Origin of the sequence: Nostoc spongiaeforme FACHB-130 (genome assembly GCF_014698475.1) — a bacterium.
In the GTDB taxonomy this organism is placed as follows: Bacteria; Cyanobacteriota; Cyanobacteriia; order Cyanobacteriales; family Nostocaceae; genus Nostoc_B; species Nostoc_B spongiaeforme.
The window spans coordinates 22,854-46,553 of the sequence record NZ_JACJTB010000046.1 but is presented as its reverse complement, the minus strand read 5'-3'; the positions used below and the strand labels follow the sequence as shown (position 1 = coordinate 46,553).

At 39.3% G+C, this 23,700-nt stretch carries 21 protein-coding genes and 1 riboswitch; of the genes, 7 read left to right on the top strand and 14 right to left on the bottom strand.

Going from position 1 to position 23,700, the window contains the following annotated elements:
- The first annotated feature begins 1 nt into the window (after window position 1).
- Window positions 2-640 (top strand): ThiF family adenylyltransferase, encoded by a 639-nt coding sequence (locus H6G74_RS25280; protein WP_190970267.1) that lies wholly within the window; start codon window positions 2-4, stop codon window positions 638-640.
- A 232-nt stretch (window positions 641-872) separates the two neighbouring features.
- On the opposite strand, the gene H6G74_RS25275 is transcribed toward H6G74_RS25280, so the two are convergent.
- Entirely contained in the window at window positions 873-2,570 is a 1,698-nt protein-coding gene (locus tag H6G74_RS25275; protein WP_190970266.1) for an iron uptake porin, read from the bottom strand.
- Window positions 2,571-2,892: 322 nt separating this feature from the next.
- Between H6G74_RS25275 and H6G74_RS25270 the strand changes: the two genes are divergently transcribed.
- Together H6G74_RS25270 and H6G74_RS25265 are read left to right on the top strand one after the other, a co-directional pair.
- Window positions 2,893-3,894 carry a metal ABC transporter solute-binding protein, Zn/Mn family gene (locus tag H6G74_RS25270; protein ID WP_190970265.1) on the top strand — a complete coding sequence of 334 codons (1,002 nt, stop codon included), beginning with the start codon at window positions 2,893-2,895 and terminating at the stop codon, window positions 3,892-3,894.
- A gap of 41 nt (window positions 3,895-3,935) precedes the next feature.
- On the top strand, window positions 3,936-4,724 hold the full coding sequence (locus tag H6G74_RS25265; protein ID WP_190970264.1) for a metal ABC transporter ATP-binding protein: 789 nt from the start codon (window positions 3,936-3,938) through the stop codon (window positions 4,722-4,724).
- Window positions 4,725-4,880: 156 nt separating this feature from the next.
- Here the strand turns inward: H6G74_RS25265 and H6G74_RS25260 are convergent, their stop codons facing one another.
- From H6G74_RS25260 to modA, 6 genes are all read right to left on the bottom strand, one after another.
- Window positions 4,881-5,144 (bottom strand): ArsR/SmtB family transcription factor, encoded by a 264-nt coding sequence (locus tag H6G74_RS25260; RefSeq protein ID WP_242051349.1) that lies wholly within the window; start codon window positions 5,142-5,144, stop codon window positions 4,881-4,883.
- Between the two features lie 235 nt (window positions 5,145-5,379).
- Complete coding sequence (locus H6G74_RS25255) at window positions 5,380-6,135, bottom strand: cobalt-precorrin-6A reductase (RefSeq protein ID WP_190970275.1); 756 nt, start codon at window positions 6,133-6,135, stop codon at window positions 5,380-5,382.
- A 22-nt stretch (window positions 6,136-6,157) separates the two neighbouring features.
- On the bottom strand, window positions 6,158-6,577 hold the full coding sequence (locus H6G74_RS25250) for a DUF1636 domain-containing protein (protein ID WP_190970263.1): 420 nt from the start codon (window positions 6,575-6,577) through the stop codon (window positions 6,158-6,160).
- Window positions 6,578-6,599: 22 nt separating this feature from the next.
- Window positions 6,600-6,758: riboswitch (cobalamin riboswitch) on the bottom strand.
- A 410-nt stretch (window positions 6,759-7,168) separates the two neighbouring features.
- Window positions 7,169-7,597: a hypothetical protein gene (locus H6G74_RS25245; RefSeq protein WP_190970262.1), complete on the bottom strand. Its 429-nt coding sequence runs from the start codon at window positions 7,595-7,597 to the stop codon at window positions 7,169-7,171.
- Between the two features lie 306 nt (window positions 7,598-7,903).
- Complete coding sequence (locus tag H6G74_RS25240; RefSeq protein WP_190970261.1) at window positions 7,904-8,680, bottom strand: MBL fold metallo-hydrolase; 777 nt, start codon at window positions 8,678-8,680, stop codon at window positions 7,904-7,906.
- Window positions 8,681-8,789: 109 nt separating this feature from the next.
- Window positions 8,790-9,584, bottom strand: a complete 795-nt coding sequence (modA, locus tag H6G74_RS25235) for a molybdate ABC transporter substrate-binding protein (protein ID WP_190970260.1) — start codon at window positions 9,582-9,584, stop codon at window positions 8,790-8,792.
- A 100-nt stretch (window positions 9,585-9,684) separates the two neighbouring features.
- On the opposite strand from modA, the gene H6G74_RS25230 reads away from it, so the two are divergent.
- Entirely contained in the window at window positions 9,685-10,134 is a 450-nt protein-coding gene (locus H6G74_RS25230) for a TOBE domain-containing protein (RefSeq protein ID WP_190970259.1), read from the top strand.
- Window positions 10,135-10,247: 113 nt separating this feature from the next.
- Here the strand turns inward: H6G74_RS25230 and H6G74_RS25225 are convergent, their stop codons facing one another.
- Window positions 10,248-12,005 carry a sensor histidine kinase gene (locus H6G74_RS25225; protein WP_190970258.1) on the bottom strand — a complete coding sequence of 586 codons (1,758 nt, stop codon included), beginning with the start codon at window positions 12,003-12,005 and terminating at the stop codon, window positions 10,248-10,250.
- A gap of 195 nt (window positions 12,006-12,200) precedes the next feature.
- On the opposite strand from H6G74_RS25225, the gene H6G74_RS25220 reads away from it, so the two are divergent.
- Window positions 12,201-13,553 carry a DUF697 domain-containing protein gene (locus H6G74_RS25220; protein WP_190970257.1) on the top strand — a complete coding sequence of 451 codons (1,353 nt, stop codon included), beginning with the start codon at window positions 12,201-12,203 and terminating at the stop codon, window positions 13,551-13,553.
- Window positions 13,554-14,056: 503 nt separating this feature from the next.
- A complete protein-coding gene (locus H6G74_RS25215; RefSeq protein WP_190970256.1) occupies window positions 14,057-14,335 on the top strand; it encodes a Calvin cycle protein CP12 in 279 nt (92 codons plus the stop codon).
- On the opposite strand, the gene H6G74_RS25210 is transcribed toward H6G74_RS25215, so the two are convergent.
- The 4 genes from H6G74_RS25210 to H6G74_RS25195 all read right to left on the bottom strand — a co-directional run bounded on the left by H6G74_RS25210 (window position 14,332) and on the right by H6G74_RS25195 (window position 19,980).
- Entirely contained in the window at window positions 14,332-15,150 is an 819-nt protein-coding gene (locus H6G74_RS25210) for a TlyA family RNA methyltransferase (protein ID WP_190970255.1), read from the bottom strand. The two genes, H6G74_RS25215 and H6G74_RS25210, sit on opposite strands and share 4 nt — an antisense overlap.
- Window positions 15,151-15,331: 181 nt before the next feature.
- A complete protein-coding gene (locus H6G74_RS25205; RefSeq protein WP_190970254.1) occupies window positions 15,332-15,808 on the bottom strand; it encodes a hypothetical protein in 477 nt (158 codons plus the stop codon).
- A gap of 271 nt (window positions 15,809-16,079) precedes the next feature.
- Window positions 16,080-17,339 carry a sensor histidine kinase gene (locus H6G74_RS25200; RefSeq protein WP_190970253.1) on the bottom strand — a complete coding sequence of 420 codons (1,260 nt, stop codon included), beginning with the start codon at window positions 17,337-17,339 and terminating at the stop codon, window positions 16,080-16,082.
- A gap of 226 nt (window positions 17,340-17,565) precedes the next feature.
- Complete coding sequence (locus H6G74_RS25195) at window positions 17,566-19,980, bottom strand: MASE1 domain-containing protein (RefSeq protein ID WP_190970252.1); 2,415 nt, start codon at window positions 19,978-19,980, stop codon at window positions 17,566-17,568.
- A gap of 266 nt (window positions 19,981-20,246) precedes the next feature.
- Here H6G74_RS25195 and H6G74_RS25190 point away from each other — a divergent pair, with 266 nt between their 5' ends.
- Complete coding sequence (locus tag H6G74_RS25190; protein WP_190970251.1) at window positions 20,247-20,606, top strand: hypothetical protein; 360 nt, start codon at window positions 20,247-20,249, stop codon at window positions 20,604-20,606.
- A gap of 197 nt (window positions 20,607-20,803) precedes the next feature.
- Here the strand turns inward: H6G74_RS25190 and H6G74_RS25185 are convergent, their stop codons facing one another.
- Both H6G74_RS25185 and H6G74_RS25180 read right to left on the bottom strand, forming a co-directional pair.
- Complete coding sequence (locus H6G74_RS25185) at window positions 20,804-22,159, bottom strand: (Fe-S)-binding protein (RefSeq protein ID WP_190970250.1); 1,356 nt, start codon at window positions 22,157-22,159, stop codon at window positions 20,804-20,806.
- A gap of 186 nt (window positions 22,160-22,345) precedes the next feature.
- Complete coding sequence (locus tag H6G74_RS25180) at window positions 22,346-23,626, bottom strand: FAD-binding oxidoreductase (RefSeq protein ID WP_190970249.1); 1,281 nt, start codon at window positions 23,624-23,626, stop codon at window positions 22,346-22,348.
- Window positions 23,627-23,700 lie beyond the last annotated feature (74 nt).

The window sequence follows — 23,700 nt, the reverse complement described above, 5'->3', positions numbered from 1 at the left end:
AATGAGCATATTTTTTCACGAACAGCTTTATCGCAGCAATGCTGTTATGGCAAAGTTAAAGAATTATCCTGTAACAATTTGTGGCGCGGGTGCATTAGGCGCTAACATTGCTGAGAACTTGGCTCGGTCTGGTTTTGATAAACTGACGGTAATTGATCGCGATCGCATTGAGGAACGTAATCTTTCCACTCAACCTTACTACCGTGCTGATGTCGGTGCATTCAAAGCGAAAATTTTGGCTAATAATTTATATCGGGCAGTTGGTACGAAAGTTGATGCTAAAACTAAAGAATTGACATCAGAAAATACCCATCAATTACTTAAAGATAGTCAGCTAATTGTTGATGTTTTTGACAACAGTGTGTCACGCCAAGCGGTGAAAGATTATGCTGATCAATTTAGCATTCCTTGTATTCATGCTGGGTTAGCTGCTGATTATGCAGAAATCATTTGGAATGACGTTTATCGCGTCCCTTCTGATGTGAATGATGATATCTGTGACTATCCACTGGCGAGAAACTTGGTGATGTTAACTGTGGCGGTGACTTGTGAGGCGATCGTTTCATTTATTGCTACAGAAAAACAGCATAATTTCACAATCACACTCAAAGATTTGCATGTACAATCTTTATGTTTGTGAATTCATAAAAAAAGGGAAAGTTCTAACTTTCCCTGAGCTATGAAGTCTCTACTAAACTCCCAGATTTAGTAGTAATAGCTTGTAGCTGACTTATTAGCCTTCTATTATTATTGAATCTTCCATCATCAAATAAATCAGACTAAAGTCACCATTGATTGTATGACTTTAGTCATATTAAATAATCAAGCAGATGCAAAATTAACATTTGCCTCTTCTGCTAAAGTTTGACGATTTAGAAAGTGAAAGTGGTTCGGATTGTGCCAATCACAATATCATCATTGTCGTTGTTATGGTCTGGTGCAGTTAACCAGATGACTCCAGGTGTAATGCTGATATTATCGCTGAGTTTGTATTGATAGAAGCCTTCAATATGCAGTGAAGTATCAGGATCTGTACCAACAGCATTTCTCAACCCAGTACTAGCACCAGTGACTTTTGGTTCCATCCCTACAATAATGCCACCAACACTGCCTTCTTTGCCTAAATCTGGGAAGGCGAGGGTAACAGCATAGTTCCAAATGTCTAATTCACCGCGAGGAATAGTACCGAGATTGGTGTCAACTGATGCTAAGGTACGTGTGTTGGTATAGCCAACCCAACCACCAATCACAAATTTTGGACTAATTTGGAAGGATGCTTGAAAACCGTAGGAATTGCTGGAAATTGGCAAATCTATTCCTTCACCTAAAGCATCAATGAAAGCTGGATTACTTGCCAAAGCAGTACGCAAGTTAGCACGGTTGCTACCAGCAGTCAAGTCTGCATTATAGGAATTAACATAGGTAAAACCAAGGGTCAAACTTTCAATTGGTTTGACTGTTAACTGTCCAATAGCACCATAAGCGCCGTTAAACAAACCATTTCCCGAACTAGGATCATTAGCACTGCTGGCTAGATACCCTAAAGTTAATTCCAATTTGTCATTAAATTGGTGTCTTAGACCAAGACCCGTACCAGCAACGGGATAATATATCGGGTTACGTGTACCAAAGTTAGACAATGCGCCAAAATCACCATCACCGTCCAAAAATGGGTTTACGGTGTTTGTAAAGTCATCAGCCGCACCAGCGTTAGCTTCTAAGATGACGGTTGTTTTGTCGCCCAGAGGAAAGCTATACAATAGTGCATCTATAGCCACTTCATTATTATTACCAGAACCGAAATTGGCGTTATCTACAAAGCGCAAATCCCCTTCTGGTGTGAGAGTGGAAGCGGACAACGCATCTAGGTTAGTGGCTTGTAGGCGGGTTCTTAACAAGTCTTTACCAGTAAAACTGGTGTTGAAATCCAGCCGGATTCTATCACCAAAAGAAGTGGTTCTATCGAGGTTCTCACCGTTGGCGCGATCGCCTGCAAAAAAACTGATTGGTGCAAAAATCGCAGTCCCACTGAGTTTGGTTGTGGTGGAAAACTGATTTGCTTCTAACTCAGAGGTGCGTGCTTCTAAAGCATCTACACGACCTCGTAATGTCGCTAATTCTGCGGTAAATTCTTCTTGGAGTTTCTGTAATGTGGCTAAATCTTCTTTGGTGACTAAATCAGCCGTAGCGGTAGCCAGTAGTTCGTTAACTCTATCTAAACAAGCATTTAAACCCGCCGCAAACTCATAACGTGTGAGTGCGCGATTACCACGATAAGTACTATTTGGATAACCTGCAATACAACCATAACGCTCTACTAGTGATTGCAATGCTTGAAATGCCCAATCTGTAGGTTGTACGTCCGACAATTGCGACACAGAGGTAACTTGTGCCATTGTCTTTTCTTGACGGTAATTCTCAAGTGGTTTTTTGGAACTAGTAACAAATAATACCTGATTTTTATTTTCTGATGTGGTCGATATTTCTTCGGCAAAAGTAGTATCACTGATTGATATAACGCTGCTGCTAACTGCTGAAATCAGCAGCAAATAAGACAATGGTTTCTGCATTTTCCCTCACACTTCTCTACTATCAGTAGCACTTATAACTGTGCTATTTCCATCACACTTTTAAAAAGTATTCTCAAAATATTATCAGTACTCAGTAACTCTTTTAATAAATAAAGTCAATAAATATTTAATCTTTGACAGGATGTCATCCGTCGAGGTAGCAATAGCCACGATTTACAAAAATCTGCTGTGTTGGCTGACACAAAAATATCCTGGGATAGATGGCGTGAGAATGATAATTATTATAATATGAGATTTAGAATAAGTATCATTGTCAGTAGTGACCACAAGTAAACAAGTCTCCTATTCTGGGAGAAAGCCAATGACTAAGACTCATAAAAGACAAACTAGAGGTATGTTGCCGTTAATTTCCTTACTCACATTGCTAGTGAGTCTTAGCAGCTGTAATCAAGCAAATACCAATCAAACCAGCAGTGTTGAGAGTTCGCCACAAGCACAAGCAGCTTCTCAAACATCATCTAAAACCAAAGTGGTTACAACATTTTTACCGATTTACTTGTTGACTAAGGCGGTGGCTGGTGATGCGGCTGATGTGGAAATTTTAGTACCTCCTGGTACAGAGGTGCATGAGTATCAAGCAACACCAGATAACGTTAAAGCGATCGCCACAGCTAATATATTAGTTAAAAATGGTTTGGGCTTAGAAGAATTTCTCGAAAATACAGTTAAGAATGCTCAAAATCCGCAATTAGTGGAAATTGATGCAAGTAAAGGTATTAAACCCCTCAACGAAATTTCTCCAGTAGAAACTACTACATCAGGAGAAAAAGACCATGACCACGACCACGACCATGCAGAGGGAAATCCTCATGTGTGGTTAGATCCGGTTTTAGCAAAGCAGCAGGTAATGAATATTCGAGATGGATTAATTGCGGCTGATGCTAAAAATAAAGATGCTTATACAGCTAATGCGGCGACTTATATTCAGGAATTAGACAAGTTAAATAGTGAATTTCAGCAAGCTTTACAAAAAAAGCCTAACTGCACTTTTATCACTTTTCACGATGCTTATCCATATTTAGCGCAACGCTATAACCTCAAACAAGTTGCTGTGGTAGAAATTCCTGAAGATCAATTATCACCGACAGATGTGCAAAAAGTCGTGAATACAGTCAAAAAATACAAGGTTAAAGCTTTGTTTAGCGAACCTGGTGTAGATAATAAATTGCTGAAAAGTCTATCGCAAGATTTAAAATTACAGTTACAAACTCTAGATTCTTTAGAAACAGGCGAGACAGACCCGCAATACTATTTCAAGGCAATGAAATTAAATTTGCAAACTCTAGAATCAGCCTGTCAGTAAGCTAAATATTCCATTTTATAATTATTTTCCAAATTTAATTTATGAACTTACCTATTTTAAAAGTAGATGGATTAACTGTATATCAAGGCAGTTATTTAGCGATTCGAGATGTTTCTTTTGAATTACTCCCAGGAACAGATACGGCTATAGTGGGGCCGAATGGTGCAGGTAAAAGTACTTTGGTAAAAGCCATTTTAGATTTAGTACCCCGAAATGCTGGAACTGTAGAAATTTTTGGTCATCCCATTACCAAACTAGGAAATTTGCGCCACTGCTTGGGATACATGCCACAAAATTTTATTTTTGATCGCAGTTTTCCCATTTCTGTGAGTGAATTAATTGGCTTGGGATGGCATCAAGAAGTTCAACAGCCAAAAGCCAAAACAAAACATACTTTGTTTTCTCGATTATGGCAACAAAACCGAGACAAGATAGCAGCAGTGACAGCAGCTTTACGACGCACTGGGGTTTATCATTTACGGAATCAACCAATTGGAACTCTTAGCGGTGGTCAGCTAAAGCGAGTATTACTAGCTTATTGTTTAGTTATGCCGCGAAAACTATTGGTATTAGATGAAGCTTTTGCTGGGGTTGATATGCAAGGTGCAGCCGATTTCTATGTTTTACTTAATGAGTTGAAGCAAGAAGAAGGTTGGACGATTTTACAAGTTTCTCATGATATTGATATGGTCAGTCGCCATTGCGATCGCGTGCTTTGTCTCAATCAAACCGTCGTTTGTACTGGTCAGCCAGAATTTGCTTTATCACCGGAAAATTTATTAGCAACTTACGGCCCTGGTTTTAGCCGTTATCACCATCATCATAATTAACTGGAAGGCAGGAGGACAAATTTTTGATATGATGCAGTTTTTTGATTCGCATTATATTTAATTTTGTCTCTTGATTAAGTAATCTGAATTATGAGTTCTCACTTTTCACTTTTCCTCTAATAAATTCTGACTCCTGACTCCTGCCTTCTGAATTCTTCATTCCGGTTCATCAAGGTGTTCATCTACTACCTGATAAAGATAGAGAATATGATTATCATGAAGGCGATAAAATACATTCCGGCCTTGCTTGCGATAGTTAACTAATCGCATGGCACGTAAATTTCTGAGTTGATGTGAAACAGCAGATTCACTCATATCTAATAATGTGGCTAAATCGCTTACACACAATTCTTTTTGCGCCAAAAAAGAGAGAATTCGCAGACGATTAGCATCACCTAAAAAGCTAAAAAATTCTGCCATGCGTTGAGCTTTGTCAAGATTGAGAAATTCTTCGGTAGTTGCTTGTGTAATATCACTATCTATAGTTGATATAGGAGTATTTTGAATCATTTGTTTACTTAAAAAGTATATATATTAGATGATATGTTATGGGATTTATTAGATCCCCGACTTCTTCAAGAAGTCGGGGATATCGCAGTCCAACAACAAAATATTGATGATAGTGACTGAAATTTTTAGCCTTAACTGAAATATTTTACCCTATACTTTGACTTTCTAATTTACCTAATAACCAAGCCACTGCACCATCAACATCTGCAACTTGTTCGCCGACTGGAACTGAGGGACGCTTGACCATAACAACCTGTATACCCAGTTCTCGTGCAGCAATAATTTTGGCGTAAGTTGCATCACCACCACTATTTTTACTCACAATGGTATCAATGTTGTGCTGAACCAAAATTTTCCGCTCATTTTCTAGGATAAAAGGGCCGCGATCGCACAAGATAATCCCTGGTGGTACTAAAGCATCTTTTCCAGGCGGGTCAATCATCCGCATCAGAAACCATATATCTTGAAGATGGGCAAAGGTGCTAAGTTCTTGTCTGCCTACTGTTAAGAATACTCGTTTGGCTTGGTTTGGCAAAATATCGGCGGCGGCTGCATTACTGTCTACTTCAATCCAGCGATCGCCTGTTGTTTTCTCCCAAGCAGGACGAATTAACATTAATCTGGGTATCCCGACTTCATTGGCCGCCGCCGCCGCATTGTAGGATATTTGATTGGCGAAGGGATGGGTAGCATCAATTAACACATCAACTTTCATTTGATGCAGATATTCTACCAGTCCATCCACACCCCCAAAACCACCAATTCGCACATTTCCAGAGGGAAGCGAGGGTTCACGGGTGCGACCTGCTAAAGATGCGATCGCTTCAATCCCATCAATAGTTGTAACTCTCACCCCCAGTTCCGCCGCTTCTGTGGTTCCACCCAAAATTAAAACACGTATAGACTCAGTACTCAGCACTATTTTACAAGGGTGGAATTTTCGCTAATATACCCCGTTTCAATGGTTCGGGTCGTTCTGACCAAGGCAATACCCCATCAATTTTAGTGTAGTACTGCTCGGCACATTCCAAAACAGCCGCCGCACTGCTATCAACATCTAAATCACCGAACAGATAAGTTAACTTACCTTTAGCAGCAAAAGCAACAACGCAAGAACGGTTACAAGCACTCATACATTCAACCGCTTGAATCGGAAATTCATTACGCAAATCCCAATCTTGCGCCAATTGCTGAATTTGGTGCAGAAGTTTTTGACCACCACTTTCACCTACACGCTGACCATCTTGCCAAACGCTGGCGCAGGTCTGGCAAATAAATAAAGTATGAGTATGAGCTGAAATATTGTCAGAATTACTTGTAATAGTAGTATGGGCAGCAGTCATCCGTACCTCGCAGATGTAATGGACTTAATTGTATAATTCGGCGGGCATCCTGACTGGGAAAGTTGCTTGTAAACCTTTGAACTTTCCTTCACAGTTGCGGGACAGCGCCGGATTTGCACCGAACTTTCCCCCTTTCCTTTGGTGGCTGATCCCCACCAAAACCGAATATTCTACCTATCATAAACTTTTACCCGCCTAAGTTGTACGGCAGGTGATAGGTTACAGAGTTAAAAGTTGGTTGCTATGGCAGTCGAAGGATAGGTGAGGACATTTCAAAAGCATGAATGCCAGGTATAGTAAAACTGTTAACTCCTGCCTCCTGCCTTCTGCCATATCTAATGTTTATAAATAATAAAATCCCTAACGGATGAACAAAGTTAGGGATTTCAGAAAACATTAATTTTTGTAGAGTAAAAAATACTAGTACAGGTCAGCGTAAATAAACAGACTATCTCGAATTGCAAAAAGGCTTGTGGTATGATGATTCTTTACTTTTTCCTTTTGACTTTTGACTTTTTCCTTGTTGTACTAACCCCTAGCCCTTCTTTCATACAAAGCTCGTAAAATTTATTTCATTTTTGCTATGTAAATTTAATGAGCAAAAGTTTTTTGTAGGGATGCTAGTTGTACATCAACCTCACTGAGATAACTGGGATTGTACAAAAATTGATTGGGGATTTTTTTGGCATTAACGGCAGCTTTTACCACATCTTCTGCCTTAACATTACCGTGCTGGTGTTGAAATATCAAAGTGTTGCCGCTAGGAATACCTTGGGATTCTAAATTACCTTGATAAGCAAGATAAACCAGATTAAATGGTTGCATAACATGAGAATTAGCAACATTACTGGGGGACATATAAGAGTTAACAGATGTGGTGATTACTTGCCCATGTGTTGTATTAACAACATCAGGATTACGTGATATTTTTTCACTACCTGTTTGAGCAGACGCAATTCCGGCAGACAAAATTACAGAAGCAACAGTAATAAAATAAGTTGTGACAGTGGAGATTTTCATAAGCTCATACCTCAGTTCGTTGTAATAGTTGGGTGATAAATTTACTAGTATTAATATCTGTGTTTTATAACTGAAAACTTATGGTTCTAAATTCACCTGATTGGTTGATTTATGGCATTGATTAACTGAGTAGATACTTTGTAAAGGGTAACTACAGTCAGATTATTCCGATTCCGCAAAAGACGGATAAAAATTTAGTAAGTTTACAGATTAGATAAATATCTTTCTGTGAGGTGATTTTAAACTGGTTGGAGAAAATTAGCGATCGCTTTATTCATAAATCCCATGCGATCGCTTATACTAAAATTAACAGGCTAAGACGCGATTTTGTAAGTTCAATTCCAGGCGATCGCCTGGTTTAGGTTCTAACACCTGGGTGGTAAGATTATTCTTCTGGAAAGAAGTCCGCAAATCTTCAGCCGTCCCCACAGCCTTTAAAAAGTTCACCATCAACCCCTCATAGGTTGTATCTGCCTTTGCTGCTGTAGGTAAGATAAATTGTGGTTGCAGCCATTTAGCTACTTCCAAAGCACTGTTTGTTCCGCGAATAATTGCGCCGACTAAAGGCAATGTCAAATCCACCGTTGGCGTAATTAGTACATCTACTGGTGCAAATTGTTTTAACTGTGGCGAGTGATAGCCATGCGGCTCATAATAGAGTGTGAAATCAGTAGCTAATTCTTTTAACAAATAACTGTTTTCTATCAAAGTCGGGCCAATCGGAGAACCAGGTAAAGCCCGAATTTCTAGTTGATCATTAAAAGTAAAAGTTTCACCATGCCCTAGACAAGTGACACAAGTGTAACCCAAATTTTGAACCACTTTGGTCGCGTTAGGCGAAGCCACGACCGGAATTGTATGGTCAAGTTGCTTTAATGTCGGCAAATGTGCATGGTCTGGCAAACCTTGAGACAACAATATTAAATCAATCTGCTCTGAGATTAAGCGTTCTTGTTTGAGAGAACCTTTAAACAGCCAATCTAAGCCAAAACTTAAGTCACCAACTAGCCAAGGGTCAACTACTATCCGTTGACCACTCATTTCAATTAACCAACTATTGTTGTCTAACCAAGTTAAGTACATAACCAAACCGAAGTAACACCTGCTTTTATTATGACCAGGACTTACTCACAAAGGTTGTCTGTGAAGAACGGGTGTAAGGGTTTTGAACACCTACACCCTTCACCCTTTTTTAAGGCAGGATAAACCCGTATTTTTTGAGTACCGCCTTAGCTTGGCTGCTGGATAAAAATTGGCTAAATTCCTTGGCTGCACTGGCATTCTTAGTGCGTTTAACCACCGCCATTGGATAAGTTATTGCGGAGTGGTATTTCTCATCAGCCGCCACAACTACTTTTACCTTGTCAGAAATTTTGGCATCGGTGGCATATACTAACCCTGCATCAGCATTGCCACTTTCGACAGCCGCTAAAACTTGACGTACGTTGTTGGCATAAACCAGTTTAGAGCTTACTTGCCACCAAATATTTAACTTTTGTAAAACTTGCTGTGCGTATTGACCAGCCGGAACGCTTCTAGGTTCACCAATAGCGATGCGCTTGACTTTTGATTCTTTTAAATTGTAAAGGCTGGTAATGCCCGTAACATTTTTGGGTACAACTAGTACAAGGCGGTTTTTTGCCAAAACCGAGCGTGTACCGGGAAGCAACAGCCCTTTTTGTTCTAAAGCATCTACTTGCCTTTTTCCGGCGGAAATAAAAATGTCTGCTGGTGCGCCTTGCTCGATTTGTTGTTGCAATGCCCCAGAAGCCCCAAAGTTATAATTTATATTGACATTGGGCTGAGTTTGTTGATAAATCGGTTTAATTTCTTCTAGTGCATCTTTTAAACTAGCAGCAGCCGAAACAAGTAAAGTAACGTTCGACTGTGCTGTGACAACAGAAGGTACAATGAATGTTGAACAAACAGCAAGTAACAAACCAGCTAATGCTGTGCCAAAAAAGGAAAGAATTTGTCTTCTTTTCATAGAAAAATGGTGTAGCAATAGATTCTTCTGCAATTTAATGGCGCTTGGTAGGATCATACCGAGCGTCATTCCAGTCTTTACCAACTGAATTGGTAACATTATGCCAAGAAAAGAACAAGGATGGATCACATTTCAAACATCGGAAGAGGAACGGAAAATTCTGGAAGAGTTTTGCCAGGACTCTCAACGCACGAAAACCGAGATTCTGCGGGAACTTGTGCGTGGTCTGAATAAACACCAAGCATCACAAGCCTCAATACCAACTACACAAACAACTACACAGGTAAGTCAGGAAAATTCGGAAATACCTACTGGAGAAATTGGTAGTTCTAAGAAGGCTTTAAAAGTTAGCTCCCGTAATATTCTCAAGGGTGTGGTGAAAAAAGTTGTCATTGGGGCTGTTAATTGTGAGGTGACATTAGAAATTGTTCACAAAGTAGAGCTAACCTCAATGATTACTAGAACATCTGCTGAAGAGTTGGGTATTGTTGCGGGAGAGGAAGCCTATGCGGTGATTAAATCTAACGATATTGTGATTGCTAGAGAATAAAAATGATGAGATTTATTTTGATATATGAACAAGGGGGGGAAGGGAGATAAGGGAGACAAGGGGGAGATATTGATTAATCATTGAGGATTTGTGAAACAATAGTACAACCATTCCTACACCCGACTTCTGATTTCTGACTCCTCTGTTCGTACAGGAATTTGGATGATAAATTCGGTTCCCCGTCCGATGGTGGAATGACATACAATTTTGCCACCGAGTTTTTCTGTGATTATTTGATAGCTAATTGATAAACCTAATCCTGTACCTTTACCCACAGGTTTGGTAGTGAAAAAAGGGTCGAAGAGTTTAGCGCGAATACATTCAGCAATCCCAACTCCATTATCAGCGATCGCAACTTGCACCCATTTAGCATCAATCATAGAAGTGCGAATGGTAATTTGGTTCGGGTGTTGCTGAATTTCTGACAAACATCGCCCTCTATTAGATTCTTCTAGGGCATCAATAGCGTTTGCCAAAATATTCATAAACACTTGATTCAGTTGTCCAGCGTGGCACTCAACTAAAGGCACAATACCATAGTCCTTAATTACCTGAATTTCCGGATGTTTGCCTTGGGCTTTAAGACGATGGCTTAACAGTACCAAAGTACTATCAAGACCTTCGTGAATCTCTACTTCTTTGATTTCTGCTTCATCCAAACGAGAAAAATTGCGTAGAGACAGCACAATCTGGCGAATTCGTTCAGTTCCCACCTGCATTGACTGGAGAATACTGGTTAAATCTTGGATGAGGAAAGGTAAATCTGCTGCTTGGAGTTTGGCTTGCAAGTTAGCGGGTGGGTCGGGATATTCTGTTTGATAGTCTTGGAATAAGTTCACCAAATCTTGGATGTAGCTATCAAGGTGGCTGAGATTACCATGAATAAAATTTACTGGGTTGTTGATTTCATGGGCAATTCCGGCTACCATCTGCCCCAATGCTGACATTTTTTCGCTTTGAACTATTTGAGTTTGGGTTGTTTGCAGTTGAGTGAGGGCTTGTTGTAAGTCTGTAATTGCTTGTTCCAGGCGGTCTGACTGAATGAATGTAACTTGCTCAGAAACATCTAATAACTGTGTGAGGGTGGCAATTTGAGAATTTAACTGTTCAATTTTGCGATCGCCCACAGAGATGACTGGTAAGGAATCTACAAAGGTTTTACCATCATCAAAGGGTAGTAGTGCAGTTTTCACACTTAATGCTAAGGGACGCAGCAAATCTACAGTTGCACTGGAAATTGCCACTTTTAGAAACATCATCACCACAAACATATTTCCTGAAGGCAAAATTCCACCAAAGCCCGCCACTGATTTAATGTTGAAGGGAATCACAAATTCATGTTGTGCGGGAATATAAGGACTACCGAGCGCATCAGGAATGTGAAAGACGTTGTACATCTGCTGTTCTATATCAACCATCAACGACGGATCAGGCTTGATGACTGTACCTGGATCGAGTCCTAGTTGGTGAATCAGTTGTGAAACCATTGGAATATTTGCGATCGCATTTTCATTCGCCAAGGGAATTGCTTGGTGTCCACGGGATTCATAACGAGAATTCCATTCTGGCTGCTCACCAACCGTTGCCAACAAAGTTAAACACTTCAAATCAGGTAAAATCTCACCATCACCCAACAATTCACGAGCAGATGCTTGTAGTTTTGGAGTCAAATCACCATAGGAATGTGTTTTGAATAATCTAATCAAAGCGCAAGATTGATTTTGGGTTTTGTCATCAACTAAGCTTTTATATAAATAGTTAATAATGGCTCTACCAGCTTCTTCCATTGTTGTCACATTCTGCCCTAGCTGGCGTAATGCTAAACCACATTCAGACATATTTCTGAGTGTGAATTGATTGAGGTTGTACATGACAAAACCTTTTTACCAAAACTACATTTACAATTGGGTGGAGTTTATATTTCCCCTGCTTCTGGCTTGAAATTTTGGTATTTATACAATTTTTACTGAAAATTCATACGTTAATGTATATCTATGAAAGAGAACTGAAATATCAATTCTTTGTAAAGCAGCACATTATTTTCACCCTTAAGTCAAACAAACTCCGTGCGTAATAACCTGGAAGAAACTCATTTAAACCGCGCCCGTGCTAGTCTCCGACAAGCGTTATCTTGGTATGGATATCTTCGTAAGTCAGGGCAGTTATCATCTAACCCACAATTGGCAGGTTTGGTCAAGCCAGAATTAGACGCTTTAAATGCCACACTCAGTAAACTAGAGGCGAATTTAATTAAAATTGCGGTGTTTGGTTTGGTGAGTCGGGGAAAATCCGCAGTCTTAAATGCTTTGCTGGGAGAGAAGATTCTGCAAACTGGGCCTTTAAACGGGGTGACTCAATGGCCGAGGTCTGTGAGATGGCAACCACCAGGCGGTAAAATTATTGTTGAATTAATTGATACACCAGGGTTAGATGAAATTGCGGGGGAAGCACGGGCGAAAATGGCGCGGGAAGTGGCGCGTCAAGCAGATTTAATTTTATTTGTTGTTTCTGGTGATATTACACGGACAGAATATCAAGCGTTACTAGATTTACGTCAGGCGCAAAAACCGTTGATTTTGGTGTTTAACAAAATTGACCTTTACCCAGATACAGACAGAGGCGCAATTTATCGCAATTTACAACAACTGGGCGCAGGAAATCCCCAAGCGCCGCCTTTGTTACCTGATGAAATTGTCATGGTGGCGGCGGAACCTGCACCAATGGAAGTACGGGTAGAATGGCCAGATGGACGTGTGAGTTATGAATGGGAAACTCTACCACCAGAAATTACCGAACTCCAGCAAATATTACTTAAGATTCTCAATCGTGAAGGTAGGTCATTGCTGGCGTTAAATGCACTCATTCAAGCCAGGGAAGCCGAAGCGACTATTGCTCAAAAAACTCTAGATTTACGCGAAAAAGAAGCAGAAGAAATTATCTGGCAATTTACTAAATATAAAGCGTTAGCTGTAGCTTTAAATCCGATCGCAGTTTTAGATATTCTCGGCGGAACTGTGGCTGATTTAGCTTTAATTCGGGCTTTGGCAAGGTTGTATGGTTTACCTATGACTAGCTATGAAGCGGGGAAAATTCTCAAAACGATTTTAATGAGTTCTGGCGGTTTATTGTTAGGAGAATTAGGCAGTAGTTTTGTATTAGGATTAGGTAAAAGTACTGCGGCGATCGCTAGTGGTGATAATCCAGTCAATATTACTAGTTTTGCTGGCAGTGCGATCGCTCAAGCGGGAATTGCTGGTTATGGTGCTTATGCTGTTGGTAAAGCCGCCCAAATTTATCTCGAAAAAGGCTGCACTTGGGGACAATTAGGCGCGAGTACCGTAATTCAAGAAATCCTTTCGCAAGTTGACCAAAATACAATTCTGTATCGGTTGCAACAAGAATTAGGTTTAAAGTATTGAGAATTTATAAGAAATATTTCTCTAATTGTTGCTGTTCATCAGCCTTCATCAACTTGTATCAAATTCTGCTGATAATTGCGCTAAATTCCTAATTTACAATGCACCATTAAGAAGGGAAGAATTCAGAATTCAGGAGTCAGGAGTCAGTTAAGAGAATAGTAGGTTGGGTGTAGCGATAGCGTAACCCAACAAAGTATGTGTGAATGTTGGGTTCTGTTCTTCCACCCAACTTACACCAGTCTAAGTTGTTGCCTTAACTGAACTGTATTGTACTATCAGTGGCGGGTATTTTTCTCCCACAAATTAATTCTGACTCCTGAATTCTTCAGGCTTTTTACCTTTTTGCATCAAAAATGACAAGAGGGAAAACCCAATCAATTTAGTTTATTAAAAGAGGGTGTTCACCACAGCAATCTTTTTTGAGCTTATCTAAACTGAAAGTATTGGCTCCTGTATTTCTCAGCAGCGCACACTCTATCTCAGTAAACAAAGGTAGATTTATCATGACAGCAACCTACGACAGATTCGATACCGTACAGCAATCTGAGCAAAATGTCTCTAAAACCATCGAGCAAGCAATTTTAGAAGCAATCTCCGAAGCTCGTTCAACTTGTGAAATGAATGGCGATGGCTCTCCTAACTGTGCTGTAGCTTGGGATATCGTTGAAGAATTACAAGCAGAAAAAGCTCATCAACAACAAGCAAAACACCGTAAAACTTCTCTAGAAAGCTTCTGTGATACCCATCCAGACGCTTTAGAATGTCTCATGTACGATGTTTAATTATCCCGTAAATTAGCCATTGCTGATTTCGTCAGTTGTTTAATTAGCTCTAAATTTGGCGGTGGTGTTTCACTTTCCATCCCTAACCATAAAAGATATTCCACATTCCCAGCCGGGCCTGTAATGGGCGACCAAGTTAAGCCTTTGTATTTCCAGCCTAATTGATCTGCGGCTTGTAATACCTGAAAAATCGCATCAGCTTGGTCGTCAGAATCACGTACTACACCTTTTTTGCCAACACGAGATTTTCCCACCTCAAATTGTGGTTTGACTAATAAAATCGCCTCACGGGGGGCTTTAGTTAATTGCCACAGTGCAGGCAAAATCTTGGTTAAGGAAATAAACGATACATCTACCACCGCCAAATCGGGAATGCGATCGCCTCCAGCGTATAATTGTTGGGGCTGTAATTGGCGTAGATTTGTCCGTTCTCGCAAAATCACCCGCGCATCATTTCGTAAGCGCCAATCAACTTGGCCATAACCAACATCAATACCATAAACTAAGCTGGCTCCAGCTTGCAGCAGACAGTCAGTAAAGCCGCCTGTAGAAATTCCCCCATCTAAACAAATTCTTCCATCGGTAGAAATCGCAAATAATTCCAAGGCTTTTGCTAGTTTATCGCCACCACGAGACACAAAGCGCGATCGCTCTTTCACTTTGATTTGCGCTGCTATATCTACTTCTGTCCCTGGTTTATCAATTATCTGCTGATTAACAGTCACTTCCCCCGCTTGAATGAGTCTTTGTGCTAAAGCACGAGAAGCACATAAATTTAACTCTACTAATAATGTATCCAGTCTTTGTTTAACCAATTAATATCAATTCTCCTTTATGAAAAATCGAATAGTTTAGATACCCGACTTCTCGAAGAAGTCGGGTATCTTTTTCACCTGATAATATCAAGTCTAAATTATTGCCAGAATTTACACTCAGGCTACAATTTTATGTCATTATGAGCAAAGCGAAGTAATCGCAAGGGCTGATTGTTGTTCACTAATCTAAACCATCATTACCTACAGCCGCCCTGACAATTGCTGCAAATTCATCCAGTGTTAAATTACCATACCTGAGCCTTTCGACTATGGCTCCTCGAATAGAACCTTCTGGTGTTGTATAAGGTAGGGCAAATAATCCTCCTGTGTGGAGTGTAACGCTTGGTGTGGAAATATGAGTGATTGGATCTATATATGACACACCTGTAACTGTGAAACTACCATTAATTCCTCTAAAAAATGTTCCTATGGGTGGATTTATTTGAGCAGCAGCAGTAGATAAATAGGCACCAGGAGTAACATATACTACTGCGCCAGCAAAGGAACCGGGGTCGCCAGAGGAAAAATCGCTGATGGGACTTTCTATTGCGGTTTGTGCTGATGCAGGGCTAGATATACAGGTTAAGCAGCTAATTAATCCTGTGAAAAATAGACCTGCTTGCCAAAAAATTCCAGCAGAACGAGAATTTAACATCATGTTATAAAATCCTTGGTTTGGAGAAATTAAGTCTTGTTTGCTGGATGTTGTCTATGCAAATCAGTAGTTTTGTCTTTGGCGCTTGATTTTTAATAATTGGAATAACTAATAAGATATAGGTTTTTTAAGATTTTAGCTAATAATTTTAACTAAAAATGTAAATTTAAAAAGACATAAATTACATGACAAAAAAGACATAAAAAAGAGTTATTTTTGGGGTAGCAAAATATCTTAATTGTGCTAAATTAGCTTAGTCTATAATCTCTCATAACTAGTCTTCTACAGGCAAGATGATGATAAATTCAGTTCCTTGATTGGGGGTAGAATGAACTTCAATTGCTCCACCATGTTTTTCGACTATAATTTGATGAGCGATCGCTAGTCCCAATCCTGTACCTTTACCAACAGCTTTTGTGGTGAATAAACTATCAAATATATGTTGTTGAACTTCTTCTGTCATCCCAATACCATTATCAGAAATCCGAATCTTGATAGATTCTGGGGTGAGTATTTCTGTACAAATTTTGATTGTCAAAGAATTATCGACTTGCTGTTTTGCTTGCCAAACATCTTCTACAGCATCAATGGCATTAGCTAAAATATTCATAAATACTTGATTAAGTTGCCCTGGATAACACTCAATTTTTGGTAAAGTATCGTATTGTTTGATAATTTGAATTTCCGGTCGCGCCCCAATACTTTTCAGGCGATGGCTCAGAATTAATAATGTACTATCAATTCCTTGATGGATATCAAACTTAACCTTTGTTGATGTGTCAGCGCGGGCAAAATTTCGGAGTGATACGGAAATATCTTGAATTCTCACCGTGCTAACCTCCATAGAATTAAGGAGTTTTGGTAAATCTTCTAAGAGAAATTCTAAATCTGTATTTGCGATCGTATTTTGAATTACTGCTGGTAATTGCTCATAATTTTGTTGACATAATTCCAGGATTTTGGCAAGTTCAGCAACATACTCTTGGGCGGGAGGTAAATTACTCACAATGCAGCTAATAGGATTATTCATTTCATGGGCTACACCTGCTACCAACTGACCAAGCATAGATAGTTTTTCTTGCTGTACTAGTTGTACTTGTGCTTGTTTGAGTGCTGCGGTTCTCTCTATCACACGTTGTTCCAAATTATCTGTCAATTGCTTGAGTTGCAAGTGCATTCGTACTCTCGCAATTACTTCTGCTTGTTCAAAAGGTTTAGGAATATAATCAACTGCACCTAAAGAAAATCCTTTTACCTTATTTTCCGTATCCGCCAAGGCTGTCATAAAAATAATTGGGATGTTTTGCGTTAACGGAACAGCTTTGAGTTTCTGACAAGTTTCAAACCCATCAATTCCTGGCATCTGCACATCTAATAAAATTAATGCAGGTGGTTTATGCTGCACTAATTCAATCGCACTTTCTCCATCTTCCGCAACTCTAACCGCAAAACCTGCACTTTTTAGGGCTTGTGATAATACCGACAAATTAGTTGGATTATCATCAACAATTAAAATAAATTCTGAATTTGGCATTGTTTAAAATATGTTTTTTATTAGGCATTAACACTAGATAGCAATCCTATTTGAGATAATAAAAAAGTAATGAGCGAGAGAGATATCTGGAAATTATTGAGGATTGCTATAGTATAAGACAGAAATTATGAAATATCTGAATTAATTACTTAAAACTTGGATAACAAGATTTTTGATGTATCTTATATTTTTCTCAAAAATCCAATCAGCTTATTATGGCAAATATTTAGTTATTCTCTTGATTTATCCATTGAGTTAATATCTCTTTGAGTTTCTTCATTTGAAAATTCTCTGCTAATTGAATTACTTGTTGAGCAAAATTAACATAAACAGGGTCATCGATTTTTAAATTATTGACTGCTTGCAACACAGCATCAACATTACCTTCTTTGGCTAACTCCAACAAGTGAGTTAAGAAATCAATAGCAGGTAAAGTCAGTTCATTCACATCAGCTTGTTCATAAGTTGGGCTTTTGGTCGTAATTAGCGAAGTTGGTGCATAAATCCAGGTTAAATTCAGATGTACCCGCAAAAGTTCTAATAAAACCTCAGCAACAATCGGCTTAGATAAAAAGGCATCTGCACCAACATCTAAACTCCGATTTTGATCATTGTCAAATACACTTGCCGAAGAAGCAATGATGGCAACATTTTGTAACTGAGGTGATTGTTTAATTTGTTCGATAAATTCAAAGCCATCCATCACAGGCATCATTAAATCAGTGATAATTAAATCTGGTGAAGATGTCACCGCCTGATCAATTCCTTCTTGTCCATTACTCGCTTCGATTAAAGTAAATCCAATGGGTTCGAGTAAATTGAGAATTACCGAACGATTTTCCCACTTATCATCTACTAATAAAATGGTGCGTTTTTCGCCTTGATAACCTGTGATAGTGCCTTGTTGCATCACCCTGGAACTTGTCGCCCATTGTTTGGCTTCAGGGATTTCAACTTCAAACCAGAAAGTACTGCCTTGCCCTAATTGACTATCAACTTGTAAACTACTACCCATTAAATTAACAATTTTTTGACTAATTGCTAATCCTAATCCCGTACCTTCAGCCTGTTTTTTAATTTCTCCTACTTGTTCAAAGGGTAGGAAGATTTTTTGCAATTGTGTTGCAGTCATTCCTACACCTGTGTCTTCAACTTGAAAGCGAATTTTGTAGTTAGTTATTTCTTGTTGTTCTACTTTATTAATGACATTTACTTTTAATGTCACTCCGCCTTTATCTGTAAATTTGATGGCATTGCCTAAAAGATTAATTAATACTTGCCGCAGTCTTTTTTCATCAGCTTGGATACCAATGGGAATTTGAGAATCGGGCTGATAATTAAAAGCAATGACTTTTTGATCAGCTTTAATGCGGCAGATTTCTACAACTCCTTCTAGAAATGATGGGAAATGAAAATCAATGGGATGTAACTCCATTTTGCGGGCTTCGATTTTCGATAAATCCAGGACATCATTAATTAAAGTTAAGAGATGAAAGCCGCATTGATGGATAATTTCAATACCTTTATATCCTTTTGCGGTGAGGGTTTCAGTGCGTTGGAGAATTTGAGTGTAACCAAGGATGCCATTTAAAGGTGTGCGTAATTCATGACTCATGTTAGCGAGAAATTCACTTTTAGCTTGATTAGCAATTTCCGCAGCATTTTTGGCCTCTTGCAGTTCCGCCGTGCGTTCGGCTACACGCTTTTCTAGTTCATCATTGGCTTGGCGAAGAATTGTGGCTGATTTTTGGTTTTCATGAGTTACCGCAGAGATGATAAAAGTAGTGGTAGCAATCACACAAATGAATGATTGCAGTAGAATCAGTGATTCATTGGGTGATTGTTGTTTAGCAAAAGAACCAAAACCGTTAACAGTACCAAAAACTGCGATCGCACAGACAATGAGTACAGCCACCGTCGAGATCCGCGCGTCAAACCGATATGCTGTCCAAATCAACGGCGGGATAATCATATATTCAATGGGGTATCCCCCAGAAAAGGCGACTCGAACCACCGCCATCATTAACAGTAAGACAAATACGAGTTCGATAATTTGTTGACGATGAAAGTTTCTGGGTGATGGTGACTGTTGCAACCATGCCAACAGTAAAGGTGTGACAATTAAAATACCTGCGCTGTCTGATGTTAACCAAGTACGAAAAACATTACCAAATACTGGCCAAGGTGCAATTCCGCTAATACAAAGCGTCAATGCAGCCAGTACAGAACTAATGAGGGGGCTGGGTATGGTTAAAATGATAAACTTAAAAACATCTTGCGATCGCTCTAAAAAATAGCGCCGCTTAATAAATCGCTGAATTAAAAAGGTCGCAACAAAAGGCGTAATTAAATTAACCGCAGGAATAATACTACTAATTAGTAAATTATGCTTAAAAAAAATAATATAACTAACAATAAAATCACTGACAAATAAGATAGGCCAAACCCGATAGCCTATCAATAACATCGCCGCAACAAACACACCCAAAGAAGGCCAAAAAGCCGATGCGCCACCCACAAATGTCATAGATAAACCCAAGTACCCTAACCCAATGTGAACCAGAGGGATTATCAGGGCTGCTAAAATAAATGGGCGGTCAAGCTTGACAGGGAATTGCGGCTTTATCGTATTTGACTGCATTTTCAGTCTCCGTGCGAATTGCAGAAAGAATTTAACCTTCAACAAAGGTTGTCTAACTTATGATTCCCAAATAAGTAGGTCTTTACAAGTAAAGCATTGGTTTTTTTGATCCCAAAAGACTTACGCCAAAGTATGAAGAAACGTAGACGCGCAAGCAGTTTTCCGTAATACTGCGGAGAAAATGAAGGGTAGGGTATCGCAAAGGACACATAGACACGAAGTGACTTCCCAAAGAGTAGGACACAAAGTTATAAGAGTTTGAAATTATGGCTGTCAGCACTAAAAATCGGCGGAAAATTGTAATTAATAATCGTAAATTTATCTGGTATGTAAAAGATGATCCAGATTCAAATGATTTTGTCTTACACGTAATTTCTGAAAATAAAAATTTTATTGTTAAATATCATTTACAGCAGCCTGCATCAACATGTTATTTAATTAACATTGGTAAAGAATTTCCTGGGCTACCAGATGCAGGTAATAATTGGATTCGTGTACTTTGTCCACAATGGGAAATAGATTCCATTATTACTCCATCGTCTGTACGCCAGTTAATTGAATGGTGTCTTTTTAGTGAACGTGAATTAATCAGAGTTAACTGGCTAGGACAACAGGTAACAACTTAGATTGGTGTAGGTTGGGTGGAGGAACGGAACCCAAGATTTTCAAGACTTTGTTGGGTTACTGCGTATACTTAGACACAGCAGTTGCTATTTCTTGAATACTGTAGAGACGTTACATATAACGTCTCTACATGGTTTTGAACCCACGTAGGTGGGTTTTGTCAGTATAGCCGCGACTTTTAGTCGCTAAGGCCATGAAATTACAATCTCAACTGCAAACCCTGAATTGCATAATCTAACAACTCCATTGGGTGCATCACCGCAATATTTTTACCTTGCAATTCTAAATGCTTGGTAATTTGTAAACTACAACCAGGATTTGGAGAAGCAATTAAATTAGCACCAGTATTTAATAAATTTTGTACCTTTTGCTTACCTAATTCCTCAGCAACTTCTGGTTGTAATAGGTTATAAACCCCAGCACTACCACAACACAAAGCCGCGTCTAAAGGTTCTCGTAAAGTCACGCCAGGAATTTGACGTAATAATTGACGCGGTTGCAAACTAATTTTTTGTCCATGTAATAAATGACAAGCATCTTGATAAACCACAGTTAAAGGTTTATCTGTGAGTGGTGATAGTTTAGCTGTTAAGCCAACAGTGGCTAAAAACTCTTGCGCGTCTTTGACTTTAGCGGCAAAATTCTCTGCCTTTTCTCGATATTCTGGATCATCAGCTAAAATGTGACCATATTCTTTTAATGTATGTCCACAACCAGCAGCGTTTATAATCACGAAATCGACATCAGTATCAGCGAAACTATCAATCATTTGTCTGGCTAAAGCTTTGGCTTGTCCGGTTTGTCCTTGGTGTTCGGGAAGTGCAGCACAACAACCTTGAGATTTGGGAATTACCACCTCACAACCGTTCGCTGTTAATACTCGCACTGTCGCTTCATTCACAGGTGAGAAAAACAGCCGTTGCACACATCCTAAAATCACGCCGACTCGATAGCGTTTTGTACCTTTAGCGGGAATAATATCTGGTAAATTATCTTGAAAAGATTTGGCAGTAATTTGTGGCAGAATTGATTCCATTGCTGCCAAGCGTGGCGAGATTTTCTGGAGAATACCAGTTGCTTGTAATAATTTAGAAAATCCCAACTTTTGATAAACAAATAATGGCACAAGTAAAATGCGTAAAATATCTGGGTTGGGAAACAGAGAAAATATTAGTAGGCGAATAAGTTTATCTGGTAAACTGCGGGAATAATTACGTTCAACTTGATGACGGGTGGCGGAAATTAGTTTGTCATATTGTACGCCGGAAGGACAAGTGGAAACACAAGCTAGACACCCTAAACAACTATCAAAATGTTCAATTGTAGCTGTATTTAGGGCAATTTCACCTTCATTAATTGCATCCATCAGATAGATACGCCCTCTGGGAGAATCCATCTCTTTACCAATTACCCGATAACTAGGACAAGTTGAAAGACAAAATCCACAATGTACACAAGTATCAATCAACTTGGGGTCAGGTGGATGATTATTATCAAAACCTTTTAAATTTTTAATACTAGCAATGTTGTTAACAGAATTTTCTGAAACTTGCATATTTCCTCTATGAGTTGAAAGTGCTGAGTGCTGAGTGCTGAGTGCTGAGTAAAAATCCTATTACTTAGTCAAGAGTGAAGAGTCCCTTTCTCATATAAATTGCTGACTGCTGAGTAAACATACTAGTCACTCTTTTATGCTGGGCTATGAAATAAGTTTCATAAGGACTTTCTTAGTGGTAATTCGTTAAATTCCACCGACAAATCGACCCGGACTTAAAATATTTTGGCTATCAAACTGTGCTTTAATGCGACGCATCAAGGGCAAAGCATTACCGATGTTACCCCAAACATCAATATTTTGCTTGACTGTTACAGGTGCAGTTAAAATAGATAAGAAACCTTGATTATGTTGAGTGCGATCGCGGATTTTTAAAACTTGATTCTGCTCCTCTAATTGTAGCCAACCCAAACCGCTACTAATATGAACTAAACCAATGTTCACCTGATTTAAAATCTCCACAGCCGCGCTTGGTAATACTCCTATTTTGCAAGTAATTGCCGAATCTGTGTGAATAGATTTGATTTGGTTTTGTAATCTCTGCCATAGATTGGTATCATCGGCATCGGCGTATACTGCACCATTTAACCCCAATTTTGTCCCAACTTCCAAAAGGCGGTTTGATTGTTCTTTGACACTTTCACTAATACTTTGGAAACGGGCAATTAATCCTAATCCTGTACCCAAACCTAAGTTAGATACAAGTTGTGCAGATAGTAAATCAGCTTGGGTTGGGGTTAACGCCGAACCTCGCAATGTAGAAGCAGCTTGAGAGATAGCCTCTGCTTTACCAGTTAACACCACAGTACCCGATACTTCTTGCATCGGATACACACGAAAAGTTACTTGACTAATAATTCCTAATGTGCCGTAAGACCCAGTAAACAACTTCATCAAGTCGTAGCCAGCAACGTTTTTAACAACTCGTCCACCAGCTTTGGCAATTTGTCCATCCGCACGTACAAAGGTAATACCAAGTAACTGATCACGCACACTACCATAACGTTGTCGCAGAGAACCTGTATCGCCAGTAGCTACGATACCACCAATAGTTGCTGTTTCTGGGGTTGTGGGGTCAAGGGCAAGAAATTGGCGTGATCTTGCCAAAATTTCTTGGATTTGGGCGAATTTCATCCCCGCTTCGACTGTAATAGTCAAATCTCCAACTGCATGTTCAATGAGTTGGTTAATTCGTTCTGTACTGACGACAATATCAATACCTTTGGCTAAACCACCCCAGTTCAGTTTACTACCACTCCCACAAGGCAGGACTCGCCACTGATTTTGATAGGCGGTGGCCATGACTTGAGATAATTGTGTTGGAGTGTGGGGATAGACAATACAAGGGGAATTTACAGCAGATGTCGCCTGTTGAATAGATTTTTGTTGACTGGCTGCGAGATTTTCCCAAAGAATAATATTTTCTTCGCCAACAATAGATGCAATATCGGTTGCAATACCTTTCATTAGTTTAAGTAGTTCAGTGTTAAAAATTATCGTTATGGCAAGGTAGGAGAAGTCAAAAGTAAAAAACCAAAAGT